The following is an 18,234-nucleotide window of genomic DNA, read 5'->3' on the forward strand; positions in this document are numbered from 1 at the left end:
GGCAACGTCTCGAACGGTAGAAAGATATCCGACATAAACAATCGGGAAAGCCGCGTTATAGTAGCGCGTTCACGCCAAGGAGCTTTGCATGCGCCAGAAACCCACCGTACTTGCCCGCGAGATCGTCGCCACCAGTCGCCTGTTTTGCGTCGAAGAACTCAAGCTGCGCTTTTCCAACGGCGTGGAACGCACTTACGAACGTCTGGTTGGTAAAGGTGCGGGCTACGGCGCGGTGATGATCGTGGCGATGCTGGATGCCGAGCACGCGGTATTGGTCGAGGAGTATTGCGGCGGCACCGACGAATATGAATTGTCCTTGCCCAAAGGTCTGATCGAACCGGGCGAGGATGTGTTGGCGGCAGCCGAACGTGAGCTCAAGGAAGAGGCTGGTTTTGGTGCGCGGCAACTGGAGCATCTGACCGAGCTGTCGCTGTCGCCCGGTTACATGAGCCAGAAGATTCAGGTGGTCCTGGCGACTGATTTGTACGAGGAACGTCTCGAAGGCGACGAGCCTGAGCCGATGCGTGTCGACAAAGTGAACCTGCGCGAACTGTCATCGCTGGCGCTCAATCCTCAGTTTTCCGAAGGCCGTGCATTGGCTGCACTGTATCTGACCCGCGATCTGCTGACCGAGCGCGGGTTCTTTCCTGCATGAGTGAGATATCGATGAATTTCCCCCACCCGTTGATGGCGCCGGTCGTAGAGCTGGCCTTGCAGGCCGGCGAGGCGATTTTGCCGTTCTGGCGCGCCGGGGTTGAGGTCACGGCCAAGTCCGATGACTCGCCCGTGACCGCGGCGGATCTGGCCGCGCATCACCTGATCCTCGCCGGGTTGACGGCGCTGGACCCGAGCATTCCAGTCTTGTCGGAAGAAGACGCCAACATCCCTCAGAGCGTGCGCGCCGGCTGGCAGCGCTGGTGGTTGGTCGACCCGTTGGACGGCACCAAGGAATTTATCAGCGGCAGCGAAGAGTTCACCGTCAACATTGCGCTGATCGAAAACGGCCGCGTGGTGTTCGGCGTGGTGTCGATGCCGACCAATGGTCGTTTCTACGTTGGCGGCGCAGGCCTCGGTGCCTGGCGTTGCGACAAGGGCGGCACGCCGGTTGCGATTCAGGTGCGCAATGTACCGGGGCCGGGCGAGGCGTTTACCGTGGTCGCCAGCCGTCGCCATTCGAGTCCCGAGCAGGAGCGTCTGTTGGCCGGGCTGAGTGCCAGTCTGGGCGAGTTGCAATTGGCCAACATTGGCAGCTCGCTGAAATTCTGCCTGCTGGCCGAAGGCGCGGCGGATTGCTATCCGCGACTGGCGCCGACTTCGCAGTGGGACACGGCGGCGGCGCAAGGTGTGCTGGAAGGTGCGGGCGGTGAGGTGTTGGATCTGCGCGGGGAGGCGTTCTGTTATCCGGCGCGGGAATCGCTACTCAATGAATTCTTTTTGGCGCTGCCGGCGAAGGCGGCGTGGCGGGAAAGGTTGTTGGCGTTGGCCCGGGGTTAAGTGGGCTGATCGGCAATCGCCCTCACCCCAGCCCTCTCCCCCAGGAGAGGGAGCCGACCGAGTTGTCTTGCGTCATACATCGACCTGAAAGATGAGGTCGATTATGGATTCAGCAAAGCGCCATCAGGTCGGTGTACGTCTGAAGCATCCCCCAATCAGTCCCCTCTCCCTCTGGGAGAGGGTTAGGGTGAGGGGCTGTTGATCTTCAGCGATGCAAAACGTACTGCCCGGTAAACGTCACTGCATCCTCATCGCTACCCGCATTGACGATCCGCGTATTCAACGTCAACCGCGCCCGCCCATAACGCTGATACATCGCCAGAAACCTCTTCCACTCCTTCGCATCAGGTGCCGGGCAAATCGCCGTAGCGTCCCCGGTCACCGGCAGCGGATAACTGATCTGCCCTTCCTGAATCACAATGTGCCCGTCGGTGATTCCTTCTTCTTTCAAACGCAAATGCAACCAGCCCCAACCGGCCAGCACCGCGCCGCAGTAGAGGCTGCCACCGAACATCGTGCTCTTGTGGTTGACGTTCGGCTCGAGTGGCAGATGCAGGCTCAGTTGCTGCTCATGCCAGTCGAGCACCTTAAGGCCCATGTCTCGGGTCAGCGGGATGTCATGATGCAAAACCGACTGAAGATGGGCGCTGTGGCTGATCATTCGTTCTCGTCCCCATGGCTGCTATCGCCAAAGTTGAGGCCATGCTTGCGCAACTTGTCATGCAGGGTCTTGCGCGGAATGCCCAAGGCTTCGGCGAGGCTGCGCACCGAACTGTGGGAGCGCGCCAGTTCAGCAGCGATCAGCGATTTTTCGAAATTTTCCACCTGCTCGCTGAGCCCCCCATTGATGACTTCGACCGTGGTACTGCCACCGCCCTCGGCGTCAGCGTTATCCAGCGCCAATTCCAGGCCGAGGGCGAAACGTTCGGCGGCATTCTGCAGTTCGCGTACGTTGCCCGGCCAGGTGTGGCGCAGCAGCAAGGCGCGTTGCGCCGGTTGTAGTTCATGGGGTGGCAAACCGTGGCGGGCGCTGGCTTCATCGGCGTAATGCTGAAACAGCACCAGCGCATCTTCGCCGCGCTCACGCAGTGGCGGAATGCGCAGTGGCGCGACGTTGAGGCGGTAATACAAGTCGGCGCGGAAGCGGCCCTGGTCAGCGGCCTGACGCAGGTCTTCCTTGGTCGCGGCTATGACGCGGATGTCCAGCGGGATCAGTTGATTGCCACCCAGACGCTCGACCACGCGCTCCTGCAGCATGCGCAGCAACTTCACCTGCACATCCATGCTCATGCTCTCGATTTCATCGAGAAACAGTGTGCCGCCATTGGCGAATTCGAATTTGCCGATCCGGCGTTTTTGCGCGCCGGTAAACGCGCCGGGTTCGTGACCGAACAGCTCACTTTCGACCACCGACTCGGCAAGCGCGCCGGCGTTGATCGCGACGAACGGGCCGTTTCGGCGGCTGGATAAATCGTGCAAGGCGCGGGCGACTACTTCTTTACCGGCGCCAGTTTCGCCGAGGATCAGCACGTCAGCCTTGGTCGCGGCCAGCGCGCCGATCTGCTCGCGCAAACGCAACATGGGCGTCGAATGGCCGACCAGCCGCGCGCTCAGTTCATTGCGATCGCTGAGGGCCAGGCGCAGGCTACGGTTGTCCAGCACCAGGCGGCGCAAGGCGAGGGCGCGGCGTACGCTGTCGAGCAGCGCATCGCTGGCAAACGGTTTTTCGAGAAAATCGTAAGCGCCGGCCCGCATGGCCTGCACCGCCAGTGGTACATCGCCGTGGCCGGTGATCAGCAACACCGGTAGTTCGGGATCCTGTGCGTGCAGTTCGGCCAGCAACTCGAGACCGTCCATGCCCGGCATGCGGATATCGCTGACCACCACACCCGGCCAGTCACGCTCAAGCTGTGCGGCCAGGCCTTTGGCTTCGGACAGCGGCAGAATTTTCAGGCCGGCCAGGTCCAGGGTCTGGCCGAGGGCCTGACGCAGGTGCGGATCGTCGTCGATCAACACCACCTGAATGCGATTGTCGATGGTCATGCACTTCGATCCTCGGACGGTTGCAGGCTGACCCCGGGCGCACCGGCGCGCAGCCGCAGGGTAATCAAGGCGCCACCTTGCTTGTGGTTGGCGAACGACAGTTCACCGCCGAAGGCGCGCATCAGCGTTTCACAAATGGCCAGCCCCAGGCCAAGGCCTTGAGTGCGGGTCTTGGTGGTGTAAAAGGGCTCGCTGGCGCGGCCGAGGGCTTCCATGCAAAAGCCCGGGCCGTTGTCGCGAATGTACAGATTGACGCCCTCGGCGGTGGATTCGGCACTCAGCCAGAGTTTGCGCGGCGGGCCTTTCTCGGTGAGGGCGTCGAGGGCGTTGGCCAGCAGATTGCCGAGCACTTGGCGCAATCGGGTTTCCCCGGCCTCGACCCACAGAGTCGCGGCTGGCAGATCTCGGATCAGTTCGACTTCCATGCTGCGGCGCCGTTTGGCCAGCAGCGCCAAGGCATCGTCGAGCGCCGGTTGCAGGGCAACGCTCTCCGGCGCGTGGCGATCGCGGCGGGCAAAGGCGCGCAGGTGGGCGATGATCGAGGCCATGCGCCCGGTCAGTTCGCTGATCAGTTTGAGGTTGCCGCGCGCATCGTCGGTGCGCTGATGATCGAGCAGCACTTCGGCGTTTTCCGCGTAGCTGCGGATCGCTGCCAACGGCTGATTGAGTTCGTGGCTGATGCTCGCTGACATCGTCCCCAGCGCCGACAGCTTGCCGGCCTGGACCAGATCATCCTGGGCACGCACCAGTTCCTGTTGGGCTTGTTCACGCTCCAGCACTTCCTCCTTCAAGCGCCGGTTGAGGCCTTCAAGGTCGCTGGTGCGCTCGGCGACGCGGCCTTCCAGCTCGCGACGTGCTTTGGCCTCGAAGGCGATGCGCTCCAGATAATGGCGGCGGCGCTGCATCATCAGACCGAGCAACAACATCAGCACCAGCAGCGTGGCGCCGCCGATGGCGACCACGGTGCGCACCGGACGGTCGATCAGCGTGCGCGGGGCAAGGATGCTGACGCTCCAGCCGGTTTCGGCGATGTCGTGAGTCTGGATCAGCCACGCAGTCGGGCTGAGGTTCAGGGGGCGCGGCTCGCGGGTCGGGTAAGGCTGGATTGCGGTGATCGCCGAGCGTTCGCTGTCGCTCAAGTTACGGGTCGAACGGAAGCGCCATTCCGGGCGCGAGGTGAGGATGACCACGCCGTTGTGGTCGGTCACCAGCAATTGTTCCGGGGTTTTGCCCCACAGGCTTTCGGTGTGGTCGAGGTCAACCTTGATCACCAGCACGCCGATGATCTTTTCGCCGTTGCGCACGGCGGCAGCGAAGAAGTAGCCGCGTTTGGCCGAGGTTGTGCCGAGGCCGAAAAAGCGTCCGAGCCGCCCGGCCATGGCTTCACTGAAGTACGGACGGAACGAGAAATTGCGGCCGACGAAACTGTCGTGCTTGTCCCAATTCGACGCCGCCAGCGTCTGCCCGCTGGTGTCCATCAGGTACATGACTTCGGCGCCGGTCTGCGCGGCGATGTTCTTCAGCAGGCGGTTGGCATTGCCTTGGGTGACGCCGTCGTCCGGCGCGCCGAGGACCGCACGCAGGGCGGGCAGGTCGCCGAGGATTTGCGGCAACACTTCATAGCGGTGCAGGGTGCCCAGCAGGTTGGCGACGTACAGGTCGAGGGTCTGCCGGTTCTGCCCGGCCAGTTCACTGCGGTAATAGCGCTCGGCGAGATGTTCCAGCGGCCACAGCAGCGGCGCCAGACACAGGGCCAGCAGGGCGAGGCTGCGCCAGCGGGGTCTGCGGGGGAGGGTTGGTTTCATGAGCCGGATGCGCCTGAGATGTCAGGCGCATTATGCCTAGGCTCAGGCGAAGACGTCAGCGTCCTTGAGCAGGGCGGCAACCTGATCCTTGGCGGACAGCTTCGGCGCTTCGTCCAGCTGCCAGTCGATGCCCAGCGCGGGATCATCCCAGCGAATGCTGCGCTCGGACGCCGGGTCGTAGTAGTTGGTGGTCTTGTAGAGGAACTCGGCGAACTCGCTCAGCACCACGAAACCGTGGGCAAAACCTTCCGGTACCCACAATTGACGATGATTTTCAGCCGACAGACGCACCGCCACCGATTTGCCGAAGTGCGGCGAGCTGCGGCGAATGTCCACGGCCACGTCCAGCACCTCACCGACGGTCACGCGGACCAGTTTGCCCTGGGTGTTTTGCAGTTGGTAATGCAGGCCACGCAACACGCCTTTTTGCGAGCGCGAGTGGTTGTCCTGCACGAATTGCTTGTCCAGACCGGTGGCGTCCTGGAACGACTTGGCATTGAAACTCTCGTAGAAAAAGCCGCGCTCGTCACCGAACACCTTCGGTTCGATGATCAGGACACCGGGCAGGTCGGTGGTGATTACATTCATGAGGATTTTCATAGGCTGGTGTGAATGGCCGACATTCTTGCGCAAAGTGCCATTTAACGCGAGTGCAGACCGTAAGGGGCGATTCAATCAACCTCGCCAAAATACCAGCGTTCTTCCTCATAGGACTGGCCATCGCAATCTTCAACTGTATAGCTCAGGCCTCTCTCTCGAATGCCCGGCGGTAAAACGAGTCCCCATTCCCGGGCCAGGCTTTTACCGGTTTCGACGTATTCACTATCAGCAGGAGGGATATGACCTCGGTGATATTCCATGTCGGTATAGATGCATATTTCGCTGGAAAACATTCCTGGCAAGGAGATGGCGGCAACCACTCTGCAATCGATAGCATTTTCCGGTCGTGACATGCGCAGGTGCTGCGCCGCGTTGATCAGGTGCTGCGCGCACTGCCGACGCAGATCCGCAGTTGCTTGTTTTCCTTGGACCATCGACATGTGAATAGGGATTTTCCAGTTGCTGTATTTTTCCTCTTCGGTGAGGTCGGCCGGAAAGTAACCTTCGAAGTCAGCGGCCCAAGCGGCTAACGCGCGTAGACGGCGAGGGATATTGCGGACTTTTTTGTTGGAGAGGGCGAGGCGGCGCTGGGACATTTTGCTGATTGCTTCCGTGCGGATAACGTTCAAAGGGGTCAGGTTGAACAGTGAAGTGTTCAAACGCAATCTGAAATTGCTGTAGGAAAAGTTAATGAGGGGTGTTGCCGGCACAGTGTTGCGCCCTTGATCCGGTCGGGAGTCGGTATAAGGGGTTGCGTCTCGCCAAAAGCAATGGCGATATAGGCGCCCAATAAAATTTCAGGGGTCGTTTCATGCCGCTCGCCACGTTGATTCATCGCGCCAGTTTGCCCAGCCCGCAGGTTTCTGCAGAGCAGGCCCAGCAATGGCTGGCGGAGCATTACGGGCTCAGCGGCAGGCTGCAGGCGCTCGGCAGCCAGCAGGATCTGAATTTTCGCGTCGACAGTCCGCGCGGTCGGTTCGTGCTGAAAATCTGCCGTGGCGATTACGCTCTGGTGGAGCTGCAAGCCCAGCATGCCGGGCTCAAGTATCTGGCCGAGCACTCGGCGGTGACGGTGCCGCGGGTGATCGCGGCCAATAACGGCGAGGATCTGCTGTCGCTCGAGGTCGGCGGCGAAGCCGTCCATGTGCGGCTGCTGGATTACATCGAGGGCCAGCCGCTCACGCATCTCGAATACTTGGGGCGCGACGTGGTGGCGGGGTTTGGCCGGCTCTGCGGTGAGATGGATCTGGCGCTGGCCGGGTTCGATCACCCGGGCCTTGAGCGCACGTTGCAGTGGGATGCCCGCCACGCCAGTGCCCTGATCAGCCATCTGCTGCCGGTGATCAAGGATGATCAGCAGCGCCTATTGATTGCCGATGCGGCCGAACAAGCCGAGCGCCGCTTGCAGCCGTTGCAGGGCAAGCTGCCGGTGCAGGCGATCCACATGGACATCACCGACGACAACGCCGTCTGGGCGCGCGATGCCCTGCGTCACTGGCAGTTGCAGGGCGTGATCGACTTTGGCGATCTGGTGCGCACCTGGCGCATCACCGATCTGTCGGTGACCTGTGCGGCGTTGCTGCATCACGCCGGTGGCGATCCGTTTGTCATCTTGCCGGCCGTGCAGGCCTACCACGCGGTCAACCCGCTGCAACATGAAGAGCTGCAGGCGCTGTGGCCATTGATCGTCGCGCGCGCGGCGGTGTTGGTACTCAGTGGCGAGCAACAGATCAGCATCGACCCCGCGAATACCTACAGCCGTGACAACCTAAGCCATGAGTGGGAAATCTTCCGCGTAGCGACATCGGTGCCACAGGCACTGATGGAAGCGGCGATCCTCACTGCCGTCGGTCACGCATTGCCGGTGATCGATAGCGAAGGTTTTGTGCCCTTGCTGCCCGGTCTGGTCGGACGTGAATTTGCGCTGATCGATCTCGGTGTACTGAGTCCGCATTTCGAGGCCGGCAACTGGGAGCAGGCCGGCATCGATCAGCAACTGTTGAACGAAGCGGCGGCGGCCCATGGTTTGGCGGCAAGCCGTTATGGTCAGTACCGTTTGTCGCGCACCCGTCCCGACAGCGCCATTGAACCGGACACCTTCCCGCTGCACGTGGAATTGCGCGTGCCCGATGGTTCCGCCGTGGAAGCGCCGTTCGCTGGCGTCGTGCATCAGGCAGCAAGCGGTGTGCTGCAACTGGATGGCCCGCAACTCAGCGTGCGCCTGTGGGGCGTGACACCTTCGCTGCACAGCGGCGCGGCGCTGGTCAAAGGCCAGGTGCTGGGCGCAGTCAGCGGCCCATTACGGGTGCAGTTGTGCCGGGGCGCGCAGATCGATGCGCCGTTGTTTTGCACCCCGGCGCATGCAGCGGCGTGGCAGGCGCTGTGTCCTTCGCCGGCCGCATTATTGGGTCTGGCCTGCGATGCCGAGCCGGAGCTGGACGCAAAAACCCTGCTCGAACGCCGCGATGCCAGTTTCGCCCGCACGCAGAAACACTACTACGTTGATCCGCCGCGCATTGAACGCGGCTGGCGTAATCACCTGATCGACATGCAGGGCCGCTCCTACCTCGACATGCTCAACAACGTTGCCGTGCTCGGTCACGGCCACCCGCGCATGGCGGCAGTGGCGGCGCGGCAGTGGTCGCTGCTCAACACCAACTCGCGATTCAACTATGCGGCGGTGGCGGAGTTTTCCGAGCGCTTGCTGAAATTGGCGCCGGAAGGCATGGACCGGGTGTTTCTGGTCAACAGCGGCAGCGAGGCCAATGACCTGGCGATTCGTCTGGCCTGGGCCTACAGCGGCGGGCGCGACATGATCAGCGTGCTTGAGGCCTATCACGGCTGGACGGTCGGCGCCGATGCGGTATCAACGTCAATCGCCGACAACCCGAAAGCGTTGGAAAGCCGCCCGGACTGGGTGCATCCGGTGCCGGCGCCAAACACTTATCGCGGTGAATTCCGTGGTCTCGATTCAGCGCCGGATTACGTGCGCAGTGTTGAGCATCACCTGGCAAAACTTGCCGAACAGAAGCGCCAACTGGCCGGGTTTATCTGCGAGCCGGTGTATGGCAATGCCGGCGGCATTTCGCTGCCGCCGGGTTATCTGAAACAGGTTTACGCCTTGGTGCGTGCGCAGGGCGGGGTGTGCATCGCCGATGAAGTGCAGGTTGGTTACGGGCGCATGGGCCACTTCTTCTGGGGCTTTGAAGAGCAGGGTGTGGTGCCGGACATCATCTGCATGGCCAAGGGCATGGGCAACGGTCAACCGCTGGGCGCGGTGATCACGCGACGGGAAATTGCCGAGGCGCTGGAGGCCGAGGGCTATTTCTTCTCGTCGGCGGGCGGCAGTCCGGTCAGTTGCCAGATCGGCATGGCGGTGCTCGATGTCATGGAAGAAGAAAAACTCTGGAAGAACGCGCAGGTGGTCGGTGGCCACTTCAAGGCGCGTCTCGAAGCGTTGATCGATAAACATCCGTTGGTGGGCGCGGTGCATGGTTCCGGGTTCTATCTGGGACTTGAGCTGATCCGCAATCGCGAGACGCTGGAGCCGGCGACCGAGGAAACGACGTTGCTATGCGATCGCCTGCGCGAGTTGGGGATTTTCATGCAGCCGACCGGGGATGATCTGAACATTCTGAAGATCAAACCGCCGATGGTGACGTCGCGTCAGAGTGTGGATTTCTTTGTCGATATGCTCGACCAGGTCCTCACCGAGGGCCTGTAACGCTGATCCCGTGTAGGAGCTGCCGAAGGCTCGGGCCGTGTTCGGACGATCTCTTGATTCTGCTTTTTAAAATCAAGATCAAAAGATCGCAGCCTTCGGCAGCTCCTACAGGAAGTGCGACAATAGTTCGATTTGTATCGGGTTTTGTTGGACTTATTTAGACGAAAGGCATCTACCAAGCTTCTAAAGCCGATATTTATCGGCTATAAAGTCGCCATTGCTCCGGCATGGCGATCTCATGTCCGGTGCGCGCGTTTTCTTTTCGGCCGAATTTCCGGCCGTCAAAGCAACTGCCCGGAGATGATTCATGAGCCGTATCGTTACCGTTGCCGCCACTCAGATGGCCTGTTCCTGGGATCTGGAAGCCAACCTCGAAATCGCTGAAAGGCTGGTGCGCGAAGCCGCCGCCAAAGGCGCGCAGATCATCCTGATTCAGGAGCTGTTCGAGGCGCCGTACTTCTGCCAGAAGCCGAACCCGGACTATCTGCAACTGGCGACGACGGTGGAAGAAAACGTCGCGATCAAACATTTCCAGAAAATCGCCAAAGAGCTGCAAGTGGTGCTGCCGATCAGCTTCTATGAGCTGGCCGGCCGTGCGCGCTTTAACAGCATCGCGATCATCGATGCCGACGGCAGCAACCTCGGGATTTATCGTAAAAGCCACATCCCGGATGGCCCGGGCTACCACGAGAAGTATTATTTCAACCCGGGCGACACCGGTTTCAAGGTGTGGAACACCCGTTACGCGAAAATCGGTGTGGGCATTTGCTGGGACCAGTGGTTCCCGGAAGCTGCGCGCAGCATGGCGTTGCAAGGCGCTGAAATCCTCTTCTATCCAACCGCAATCGGCAGCGAGCCGCACGACAAGACCATTTCGTCGCGCGATCACTGGCAGCGCGTGCAACAGGGTCATGCCGGCGCCAACCTGATGCCGCTGATCGCCAGCAACCGCATCGGTAACGAAGAACAGGACGGCTACGACATCACGTTCTACGGCTCTTCGTTCATCGCCAACCAGTTCGGCGAAAAAGTGCAGGAGCTGAATAAAACCGAAGAAGGTATTCTTGTGCACACTTTCAACCTCGACGAGCTCGAACACATTCGCAGCGCGTGGGGTTCATTCCGTGACCGCCGTCCGAACCTGTACGGCGCGTTGAAAACCCTCGACGGTTCCCTGGAGTCCTGATCCCGATGACCACCTTGAAAAGTACCCCGCGCGCCGACGGCTTTCACATGCCGGCCGAGTGGGCGCCGCAAACGCAGACCTGGATGATCTGGCCCGAGCGCCCGGACAACTGGCGTCTGGGCGGCAAACCGGCGCAAGCCGCACATGCTGCGGTGGCCAAGGCCATCGCGCGTTTTGAACCGGTAACCGTGGCCGTGTCCGCCGGCCAGTATGAAAACGCCCGCGCGCGCCTCGACGTGCCGAATATCCGTGTGGTCGAGATGTCCAGCGATGACGCTTGGGTACGCGACAGCGGCCCGACTTTCGTCATCAACAACAGCGGCGAAGTGCGCGGTGTGAACTGGGACTTCAACGCCTGGGGAGGTTTCGACGGTGGTTTGTATTCGCCGTGGAATCGCGATTCGCAGGTCGGCGGCAAGATCCTTGAGATCGAGCGCAGCCCGCGTTACCGCACTGAAGGTTTCGTGCTTGAAGGCGGTTCGATTCATGTCGACGGCGAAGGCACGCTGATCACCACCGAAGAATGCCTGCTCAACCGCAATCGCAACCCGCACCTGAGCCGCGAAGAGATTGAAGCGGTACTGAGCGCCAATCTGTCTGTGGATAAAGTCATCTGGCTGCCGGACGGTTTGTTCAACGACGAAACCGACGGCCATGTGGATAACTTCTGCTGCTACGTGCGTCCCGGCGAAGTGCTGCTGGCGTGGACTGACGACCCGCAGGATCCGAACTACCCGCGCTGCCAGGCTGCGATGAAAGTCCTGCAAAGCAGCACTGACGCCAAGGGCCGCCCGTTCACGGTGCACAAAATGCCGATTCCGGGGCCGCTCTACGCGACTGAAGAAGAGTGCGCCGGTGTCGATCCAGTGGACGGCACGCAGGAGCGTAATCCGTCCGTGCGCCTGGCCGGTTCCTACGTGAACTTCCTGATCGTCAACGGCGGCATCATCGCGCCGAGCTTCGACGATCCAATGGATGCACCAGCCAAGGAAATTCTGCAGAAGCTGTTCCCGCAGCACGAAGTGGTGATGGTGCCGGGCCGCGAACTGTTACTGGGTGGCGGCAATATCCATTGCCTTACCCAACAGCAACCCGCGCCGCACAAAGAGTGAGTTGAGTCGTAACACCTTGAGTTGATTAACAAATCAGCCGGGTAATGATTAGCTCGCTATGCATCAACTGAGGCCCGCAGCCCGACAGGACCGCGGGCTTCTTTGTATCCGCTTGTCGACAACTAAGAAACATTGGCATAGCTCTTGTATTCATCACCCGTGCACTAGGGAGGGGGAGAACTTCAACAGTTCTGTCATAAACCTTGGATAACGTAGCCGCTCACGAACGGGGAGAGAGCGCTGAAATGAACGCCGAAGTGAACGTAGTCAGCGAGCGGACGTTGCATCCCATGGCCGTAAACGGCGAATCGCTCCAGATTGTCGCGCACTGGTTAAAGTCCAATGGAACGCGTCAGATCAGGGAACCTGATCCGCGCCGGATGATGATCGAGCGTTACCCCGCTGGCCTGTTCAGCGAGGCCGAACTGGAAGCATTGTGGGCTGTGATGGAAGGATAAGAAGCACAACAGGGATTGGTAAAAGCGCTGCCGGGATGGTGGCGCTTTTTTATGCACGACACAAAATTATTGTAGGAGTGAGCCTGCTCGCGATAGCGATGTGTCAGTCGCCATCAACATTCACTGACACACCGCTATCGCGAGCAGGCTCACTCCTACAGGTTTTGCGTTGAATCAGAAGGAATAGGTGCCTGTCATTACGACGCTACGTGGCGCACCCGGTTGGATTTGATACTGGCTGGTCGCGGACGCGTAGTACTCACGATCGGTGATGTTGTTCAGCGCCGCGCGTAAATCCCAATCCTTGAAGCGGTAACCGACCAGGGCATCCCAGCGGCCGTAACCCGGCAACACGGTGGTGTTGGCGTTATCGGCATAGCGTTGGCCAACCAGGGTCAGGCCGGTTTCGCCGTACCAGCCCATTTCCGGTTTCCAGGTCAGGAACAGGCTGCCGTTATGCTTGGCAACGTTGTTGATGCGTTTGCCTTCCAGGCCGTTGTTGTCCTTCTCGATCTTCGCATCCTGCAGACCGACGCCACCGCGCATGTACCAGTTGCCGACGAGATTGCCGGTGGCCGTCAATTCTATCCCGCGCGAGCGCTGCAGACCGGACATTACGGTCAGAGTCGGATCGTTTGGATCAGTGGTGCGGCGGTTGTAGAGTTCCAGATCGTAGATCGCCAGCGTGGTGCTCAAGCGGTCATCGAGCCAGTCGCTTTTCACGCCGATTTCTTTCTGCTTGGTCAGCTCGGGACTGAGGTCGTTGGTGTTGCCGGCCGCACCCGGAGTGATGCCGATCAAGCCACCGCCCACCGGCGAAAACGTCTTCGACCACGAGGCGTAGAACGAATGGTTTTGTAGCGGCGTCCAGACCAGGCCGACACGCGGGCTGGTGCTGTGGCTGTCGCGATCTTCGGAGATGTTGCGCAGCTTGTTGGTCGACTCGATATCGAAAGTGTCGTAACGCAGACCGGCGAGCACTTGCCATTGGTCGTTCAAGCGCAGTTGATCTTGTACATATACCGCACGGCTTTCGACTTCAGTGTGGCTGCTGCTGGAGACCTGCATGCTGCCGGTGTGGCGCAGATCACGGTTCGGGTTGTACAGGTCGAGCGACGGCACCGGTTGCGCTCCCGGCGTCCTGCCAGTGGCGGCGTTGTACAACGTCGGATCGCGGCGCTGGCTGCCGATCTCGATTCCGGTCAACAGGCGATGCTCAAGGCCGAACGTATCGAATCCGCCTTCCAGTTCAACGTTGTTGTAGACGTTGCGGGTGGTCAGATCCTGCTGCCAGTGCTGGCGCGTGACCTTGTTGGTCGCCGGGGTGTAACCGGTGAGATACGTGTTGTCGAAATCACTGTCGAGCTTGAACACGCCGAGGGTCTGGCGCAGTTGCCAGTTGTCATTGATTTCATAAGTGAGTTTCGAGCGCAGCGATTGCGCCTTGTCGTCGATGAAATCGTGATCGTTGCCGTAGGTCGTGTCGCGACCGACATCGGCCGGGCGTCCGTTGACGCCGGGGATGCCGCGATCCGGGGTGCGGTTGTAGCGGCTGTATTCGTATTGCACCAACCAGTTCAGGTCCGGCGTCAGTTGCCAGCTCATCGACGGAGCGAACAATTGGCGATTGCCACTGACACCGTCGCGGAAGCTGTTTTCATCCATGTTGCCCATGTTCAGGCGCAGGCTGATGTTTTCGCTCGGGTCGCTGCTGAGGTCGGCGTAAAGACTGCGCAAATCTTCGCTGCCAGCCTGGGCTTCGATGGTCGAGCGGCGACCGAACTCGGGCATTTTGCTCACGCGGTTGACGATCCCGCCCTGACTGCCGCGGCCGTACAGCACGGCGGCCGGGCCTTTGAGTACTTCGACGCGTTCGATGTTGTGCAGGTCGCGCTTGTATTGGCTGTCGTCGCGGATACCGTCCAGATAGAAGTCGTTGCTGGCATCGAAACCCCGAATGCGCAGGCTGTCGAAGCGGGTGTCGGCGCTGCTGCTGACGTTGGGCATGCCGCTCAAGGCGTCAGCAATATCATTGGTGCCGTAGTTGGCGACGTTCGAGGTCTTGATCGAATCGATCGCCTGCGGCACATAGCGCACGGGTGTCGAGGTGCGGGTCGCGGTGCTGCTGAGCTTTACCCGTGGGTCATCGGCTTGCGCTTCGGCGCTGATCGCGGTGGCGGGTAACTCGGTCGCGGAGTAGGCAAAACCGCTGGACAGAAAAGCAGAAAGCCCAAGGGTGACGGGCGTGAGACGGAACGGGGCAGGCATTGAACAGCGCATCCGAAAGGGTGGAAGAATTCGATCGCGCGAATGGTAATGCTTTGCATTTGCTTCCGTTAATTATTCCTTATAAGTTCCCTTGTCTGATTGTTTCAATTTGTGTCCATCTCGACACAATCTGACCGGTCGGCCAATTCGACCGATTCATGAAACAGACTGAAAGCCATTCCAGCGTTTTTCCGCATGAGTGCGGGGACTAATCTGCCGCCATCGATTTCTCTCACTTTTGCCGGAGTTTTCCCCATGATTCTTCATTACATCTACGACCCGTTGTGTGGCTGGTGTTATGGCGCCAAGCCGCTGGTTGAAGCCGCGCAACAGGTGCTGCCAGTGATTGCCCATGCCGGAGGAATGATGAGTGGTGCCAATCGCCAACGTGTTTCTCCTCAACTGCGCAATTACGTCATGCCCCACGATCGACGCATTGCCGAGTACACCAGCCAGCCTTTTGGCGAAGCGTATTTCGAGGGTTTGCTGCGAGATCACTCGGCGGTGTTCGATTCGACGCCACCGATTGCTGCGGTCATGGCGGCCGAGGCCATCGACGCCGGCGGTCTGCGTATGCTGGGACGGCTGCAGACCGCGCACTATGTGGAAGGGCGACGCATTGCCGATTCAGCCGTGCTGTTGGAATTGGCGACGCAGATGGGCTATGCGCAGGAAGATTTCCACGTTGCGTTTGAGTCCGTTGATAGCGAAGGGCAGATAAAAGCCAGTCGCCAGTTTTTGGCTCAATTGGGCGGCCAGGGTTTTCCTACGATTGCTCTGGAGCAGAATGGCACGTTCCAGTTGATCGACATCAGCCCTTGGCTGGGCAAGCCGCAGGCATTTGCCGATTGGTTGCAACAGGCAATCGTCCTCGATGAAACCGGTAAAGCTTCTGCATTTTGTTCTATCGATGGTTGCGCCTGATACGCACTGGATTCACTGGCTTCATGCATTTCCCAGCAAGGAGTCAGCGCAAAATTTACGTTTCTTAGACGATTTTTACCTATTTAAAGACGATTCTTGAAATTGACACATTGTTCAGGGCACGGCTACGATTCGGCCCAACGCCTGTGGCCAACCGCCATGACTCAAAATAAGGAGCAGGCCCGCCATGACATGTCGTGGGCGGGTCTTTTTGTTTCGGGGTGAATAAAAGAGTGCAAAAGCGCCGTTTCCGCCGTTCGACACAGCGCGTTTCAACCCGTAATAAGGAAAACAAAATGTTGAACAAGCGAATCAGTCTGATCGCATTGGGGATGTTGAGCGCCACTCAGGCCATGGCTAACGACCAGGGCGAGTCCAAGGGTTTTGTTGAAGACAGCAGCCTCAAAGTGCTGCTGCGCAATGCCTACATCAATCGTGATTACAAAAACGGTAACGACGACAAGGCCGAGTGGGGCCAAGCGGCCATCGGTACGTTCTCGTCCGGCTTCACCCAGGGCACCGTGGGTGTCGGTGTCGACGCTTTCGGTCTGTACGCACTGCGTCTGGATGGCGGCAAGGGTCGCAGCGGCGCCGGTGGTATCGATTTCTTCAAGCAGGAAAATGACGGTCGCGCGAACCATGACATAGCCAAGGGCGGTGCCGCGGTGAAGTTCCGCTTCTCCAATACTGTGCTGACCTACGGCGACCAGATGCCGGCCCTGCCGGTGCTGAACTACGACAACTCCCGCCTGCTGCCGGAAAGCTACACCGGTACCCTGATCACTTCCAAAGAGATCAAAGGCCTGGAACTGAACGCCGGTCGTTTCACCGCTGAATCGCGCAAGAGCGATGAAGGCCGTGACAGCGGTGGTCTGAAGTCGATCAACGTGTTGGGCGGTAGCTACCAGTTCACCGAGAACTTCAAAGGTGCGCTGTACGCTTCCGACGTTGAAGACGTATTGAAGAAACAATACGTGAACGCCAACTACGTGTTGCCGTTCAACAAGGATCAGTCGCTGACCCTGGACTTCAACGGCTATCGCACCAAGCTGGACAGCTCCTACGTGCGCGAAAACACCGTGCCTGGCAAAAGCATCGTCACCGGTCAGGACAACAAGATCTGGAGCCTGGCAGCCACCTTCGCCACCGGCCCGCACTCGTTCACCGTGGCGCACCAGCGCTCCACTGGCGACAGCAACCTGGGCTACGCCTACGGCGGCTACCAGAAAGATCAGCAGCGTGTCGGCGATGGCGGCAACACCATCTACCTGGCCAACTCCTACTGGTCCGACTTCAACGCTGAAGACGAACGCAGCTGGCAGTTGGGCTACGGCCTCGACTTCGGCGCTTTCGGCGTACCGGGTCTGAGCTACAACTTCGCTTATGTGCGTGGCGACAACATCACCACCTCCACCAGCGAAGGCGGCACCGAGCGCGAGATCTTCAACCAGTTCAAATACGTCGTGCAAAGCGGCCCGGCCAAAGACCTCAGCGTGAAACTGCGCAGCTCGATCCTGCGTGTTTCGCAGAAATCCAGCGAGTACAACGTCAGCGGCAACGAACTGCGTGTATTCGTGGACTACCCGATCAACATCTTCTGATGCCTGATCCAGTGTAAGAAACATGAGAAAAACCCCGACTGGTTCGGGGTTTTTTTTCGACGGTTTTTCGATGAAAACCAGAAAAAACCCGTGTTTTTGTCATGTAAAAGTTGTTTTTGAGTCATTGCAAATGCCGTTTCAAACAGGGCTTTAAATGCCTGAAATTCTTTCTCATGGACGCAAATTCTCCACCTAATAGATTAGGCCGCTCAACGCAGCGGAGAATTTGGTAATGATCGTTTTGAACAGAGAAGTGGGCGAATCGCTACGGCGCGACAAATATGTCAACGTCCAGGGTGGTGACTTCAATCTCTACGGTCATTTTGCCGACTTCGTCAGACTGACCAAAAGTTGGGAAAACATGGAGCCTGACAGTTACTACGGTCAGGCCGAAGCCGGCATGCGTTACCGTCGTTACAGCGACTTTGAGTACAACCCGAAAACCCGCGAGCTCAAGCAACTCGAGCATCGCGCCTACGTGCAGTCGAAAGAGAACAACGCCTATGTTGGCGGCCTGGTACGGCACTTTCAGGACTTCTCCGATGAAGTGATTACTTCACCGGTGATGCGCAGCCTGATCGACACCGATTTCGAAGTGTACAAAAGCGTACTGCCGGAAGAGCTGCACGATGAAATCTGGCAGTGCCAGATCCATCAGATCCGCATCGAGATCAAACCCGGCAAGCAACTGGAAATCACCCCCGAAGGCATTCACTGCGACGGCTATCCGTTCAGCGGTGTGCACTTCTGGGGTCGCAACAATGTCGAGGGCGCGGAGAGTCGTTTGTACGACATCCACGAGCATCAACTGGCGTCGACCACGTACCAGGAAATTCTCGACACCACGTACTTCCTTGATCGCGATATGCGCCACTACGTGACCCCGGCCCGCAACCCGCACACCCATGCGATGGCGTACCGGCAGATTCTGGCGATTTCCTTCTCGCGGCCCGGGACCGCTTTCGACATTGTTCGCTAATCAGATCACCCCAATCGACGGCGTCGAGTGCTCGACGCCG

Annotated in this window: 15 protein-coding genes; 9 read left to right on the forward strand and 6 right to left on the reverse strand. The window is 59.5% G+C overall.

Annotation, left to right across the window (positions count from 1 at the left end; genetic code table 11):
• Positions 1-88 precede the first annotated feature (88 nt).
• Both nudE and cysQ read left to right on the forward strand, forming a co-directional pair.
• Positions 89-655 carry an ADP compounds hydrolase NudE gene (gene nudE / locus H8F23_RS18975; protein ID WP_034151897.1) on the forward strand — a complete coding sequence of 189 codons (567 nt, stop codon included), beginning with the start codon at positions 89-91 and terminating at the stop codon, positions 653-655.
• 11 nt (positions 656-666) lie between these two features.
• Positions 667-1,494 (forward strand): 3'(2'),5'-bisphosphate nucleotidase CysQ, encoded by an 828-nt coding sequence (gene cysQ, locus H8F23_RS18980; protein ID WP_194935411.1) that lies wholly within the window; start codon positions 667-669, stop codon positions 1,492-1,494.
• Between the two features lie 205 nt (positions 1,495-1,699).
• Here cysQ and H8F23_RS18985 read toward each other — a convergent pair whose 3' ends face one another.
• The 5 genes from H8F23_RS18985 to H8F23_RS19005 all read right to left on the reverse strand — a co-directional run bounded on the left by H8F23_RS18985 (position 1,700) and on the right by H8F23_RS19005 (position 6,601).
• On the reverse strand, positions 1,700-2,155 hold the full coding sequence (locus H8F23_RS18985) for a YiiD C-terminal domain-containing protein (RefSeq protein ID WP_194935412.1): 456 nt from the start codon (positions 2,153-2,155) through the stop codon (positions 1,700-1,702).
• Entirely contained in the window at positions 2,152-3,537 is a 1,386-nt protein-coding gene (locus H8F23_RS18990) for a sigma-54-dependent transcriptional regulator (RefSeq protein ID WP_194935413.1), read from the reverse strand. The genes H8F23_RS18985 and H8F23_RS18990 overlap by 4 nt, the downstream gene beginning before the upstream one ends.
• Complete coding sequence (locus tag H8F23_RS18995; protein ID WP_007909099.1) at positions 3,534-5,342, reverse strand: sensor histidine kinase; 1,809 nt, start codon at positions 5,340-5,342, stop codon at positions 3,534-3,536. Before H8F23_RS18995 ends, H8F23_RS18990 begins: the two co-directional genes overlap by 4 nt.
• Positions 5,343-5,384: 42 nt before the next feature.
• Complete coding sequence (gene rfbC / locus H8F23_RS19000) at positions 5,385-5,930, reverse strand: dTDP-4-dehydrorhamnose 3,5-epimerase (protein ID WP_194935414.1); 546 nt, start codon at positions 5,928-5,930, stop codon at positions 5,385-5,387.
• Positions 5,931-6,013: 83 nt separating this feature from the next.
• A complete protein-coding gene (locus tag H8F23_RS19005; RefSeq protein WP_228759293.1) occupies positions 6,014-6,601 on the reverse strand; it encodes a DUF3916 domain-containing protein in 588 nt (195 codons plus the stop codon).
• A gap of 152 nt (positions 6,602-6,753) precedes the next feature.
• Between H8F23_RS19005 and H8F23_RS19010 the strand changes: the two genes are divergently transcribed.
• From H8F23_RS19010 to H8F23_RS19025, 4 genes are all read left to right on the forward strand, one after another.
• Positions 6,754-9,666 carry an aminotransferase gene (locus H8F23_RS19010; RefSeq protein WP_194935415.1) on the forward strand — a complete coding sequence of 971 codons (2,913 nt, stop codon included), beginning with the start codon at positions 6,754-6,756 and terminating at the stop codon, positions 9,664-9,666.
• Positions 9,667-9,973: 307 nt separating this feature from the next.
• The gene (gene aguB, locus H8F23_RS19015) at positions 9,974-10,852 is read left to right on the forward strand and encodes an N-carbamoylputrescine amidase (protein ID WP_034151905.1); all 879 of its coding nucleotides are present in this window, start codon (positions 9,974-9,976) and stop codon (positions 10,850-10,852) included.
• A gap of 5 nt (positions 10,853-10,857) precedes the next feature.
• Positions 10,858-11,964, forward strand: a complete 1,107-nt coding sequence (gene aguA / locus H8F23_RS19020; RefSeq protein ID WP_194935416.1) for an agmatine deiminase — start codon at positions 10,858-10,860, stop codon at positions 11,962-11,964.
• Positions 11,965-12,209: 245 nt separating this feature from the next.
• Positions 12,210-12,422, forward strand: a complete 213-nt coding sequence (locus tag H8F23_RS19025) for a hypothetical protein (protein ID WP_008080512.1) — start codon at positions 12,210-12,212, stop codon at positions 12,420-12,422.
• A gap of 174 nt (positions 12,423-12,596) precedes the next feature.
• Here the strand turns inward: H8F23_RS19025 and H8F23_RS19030 are convergent, their stop codons facing one another.
• Positions 12,597-14,690 (reverse strand): TonB-dependent receptor, encoded by a 2,094-nt coding sequence (locus tag H8F23_RS19030; protein WP_194935417.1) that lies wholly within the window; start codon positions 14,688-14,690, stop codon positions 12,597-12,599.
• Positions 14,691-14,945: 255 nt separating this feature from the next.
• On the opposite strand from H8F23_RS19030, the gene H8F23_RS19035 reads away from it, so the two are divergent.
• The 3 genes from H8F23_RS19035 to H8F23_RS19045 all read left to right on the forward strand — a co-directional run bounded on the left by H8F23_RS19035 (position 14,946) and on the right by H8F23_RS19045 (position 18,194).
• Positions 14,946-15,614: a DsbA family protein gene (locus H8F23_RS19035; RefSeq protein ID WP_194935418.1), complete on the forward strand. Its 669-nt coding sequence runs from the start codon at positions 14,946-14,948 to the stop codon at positions 15,612-15,614.
• 296 nt (positions 15,615-15,910) lie between these two features.
• On the forward strand, positions 15,911-17,215 hold the full coding sequence (locus H8F23_RS19040; protein ID WP_194935419.1) for an OprD family porin: 1,305 nt from the start codon (positions 15,911-15,913) through the stop codon (positions 17,213-17,215).
• A gap of 232 nt (positions 17,216-17,447) precedes the next feature.
• The gene (locus H8F23_RS19045) at positions 17,448-18,194 is read left to right on the forward strand and encodes a 2OG-Fe dioxygenase family protein (RefSeq protein WP_007909122.1); all 747 of its coding nucleotides are present in this window, start codon (positions 17,448-17,450) and stop codon (positions 18,192-18,194) included.
• Positions 18,195-18,234: the final 40 nt, after the last annotated feature.

The sequence above is a fragment of the Pseudomonas neuropathica genome, from assembly GCF_015461835.1.
GTDB lineage: Bacteria > Pseudomonadota > Gammaproteobacteria > Pseudomonadales > Pseudomonadaceae > Aquipseudomonas > Aquipseudomonas neuropathica.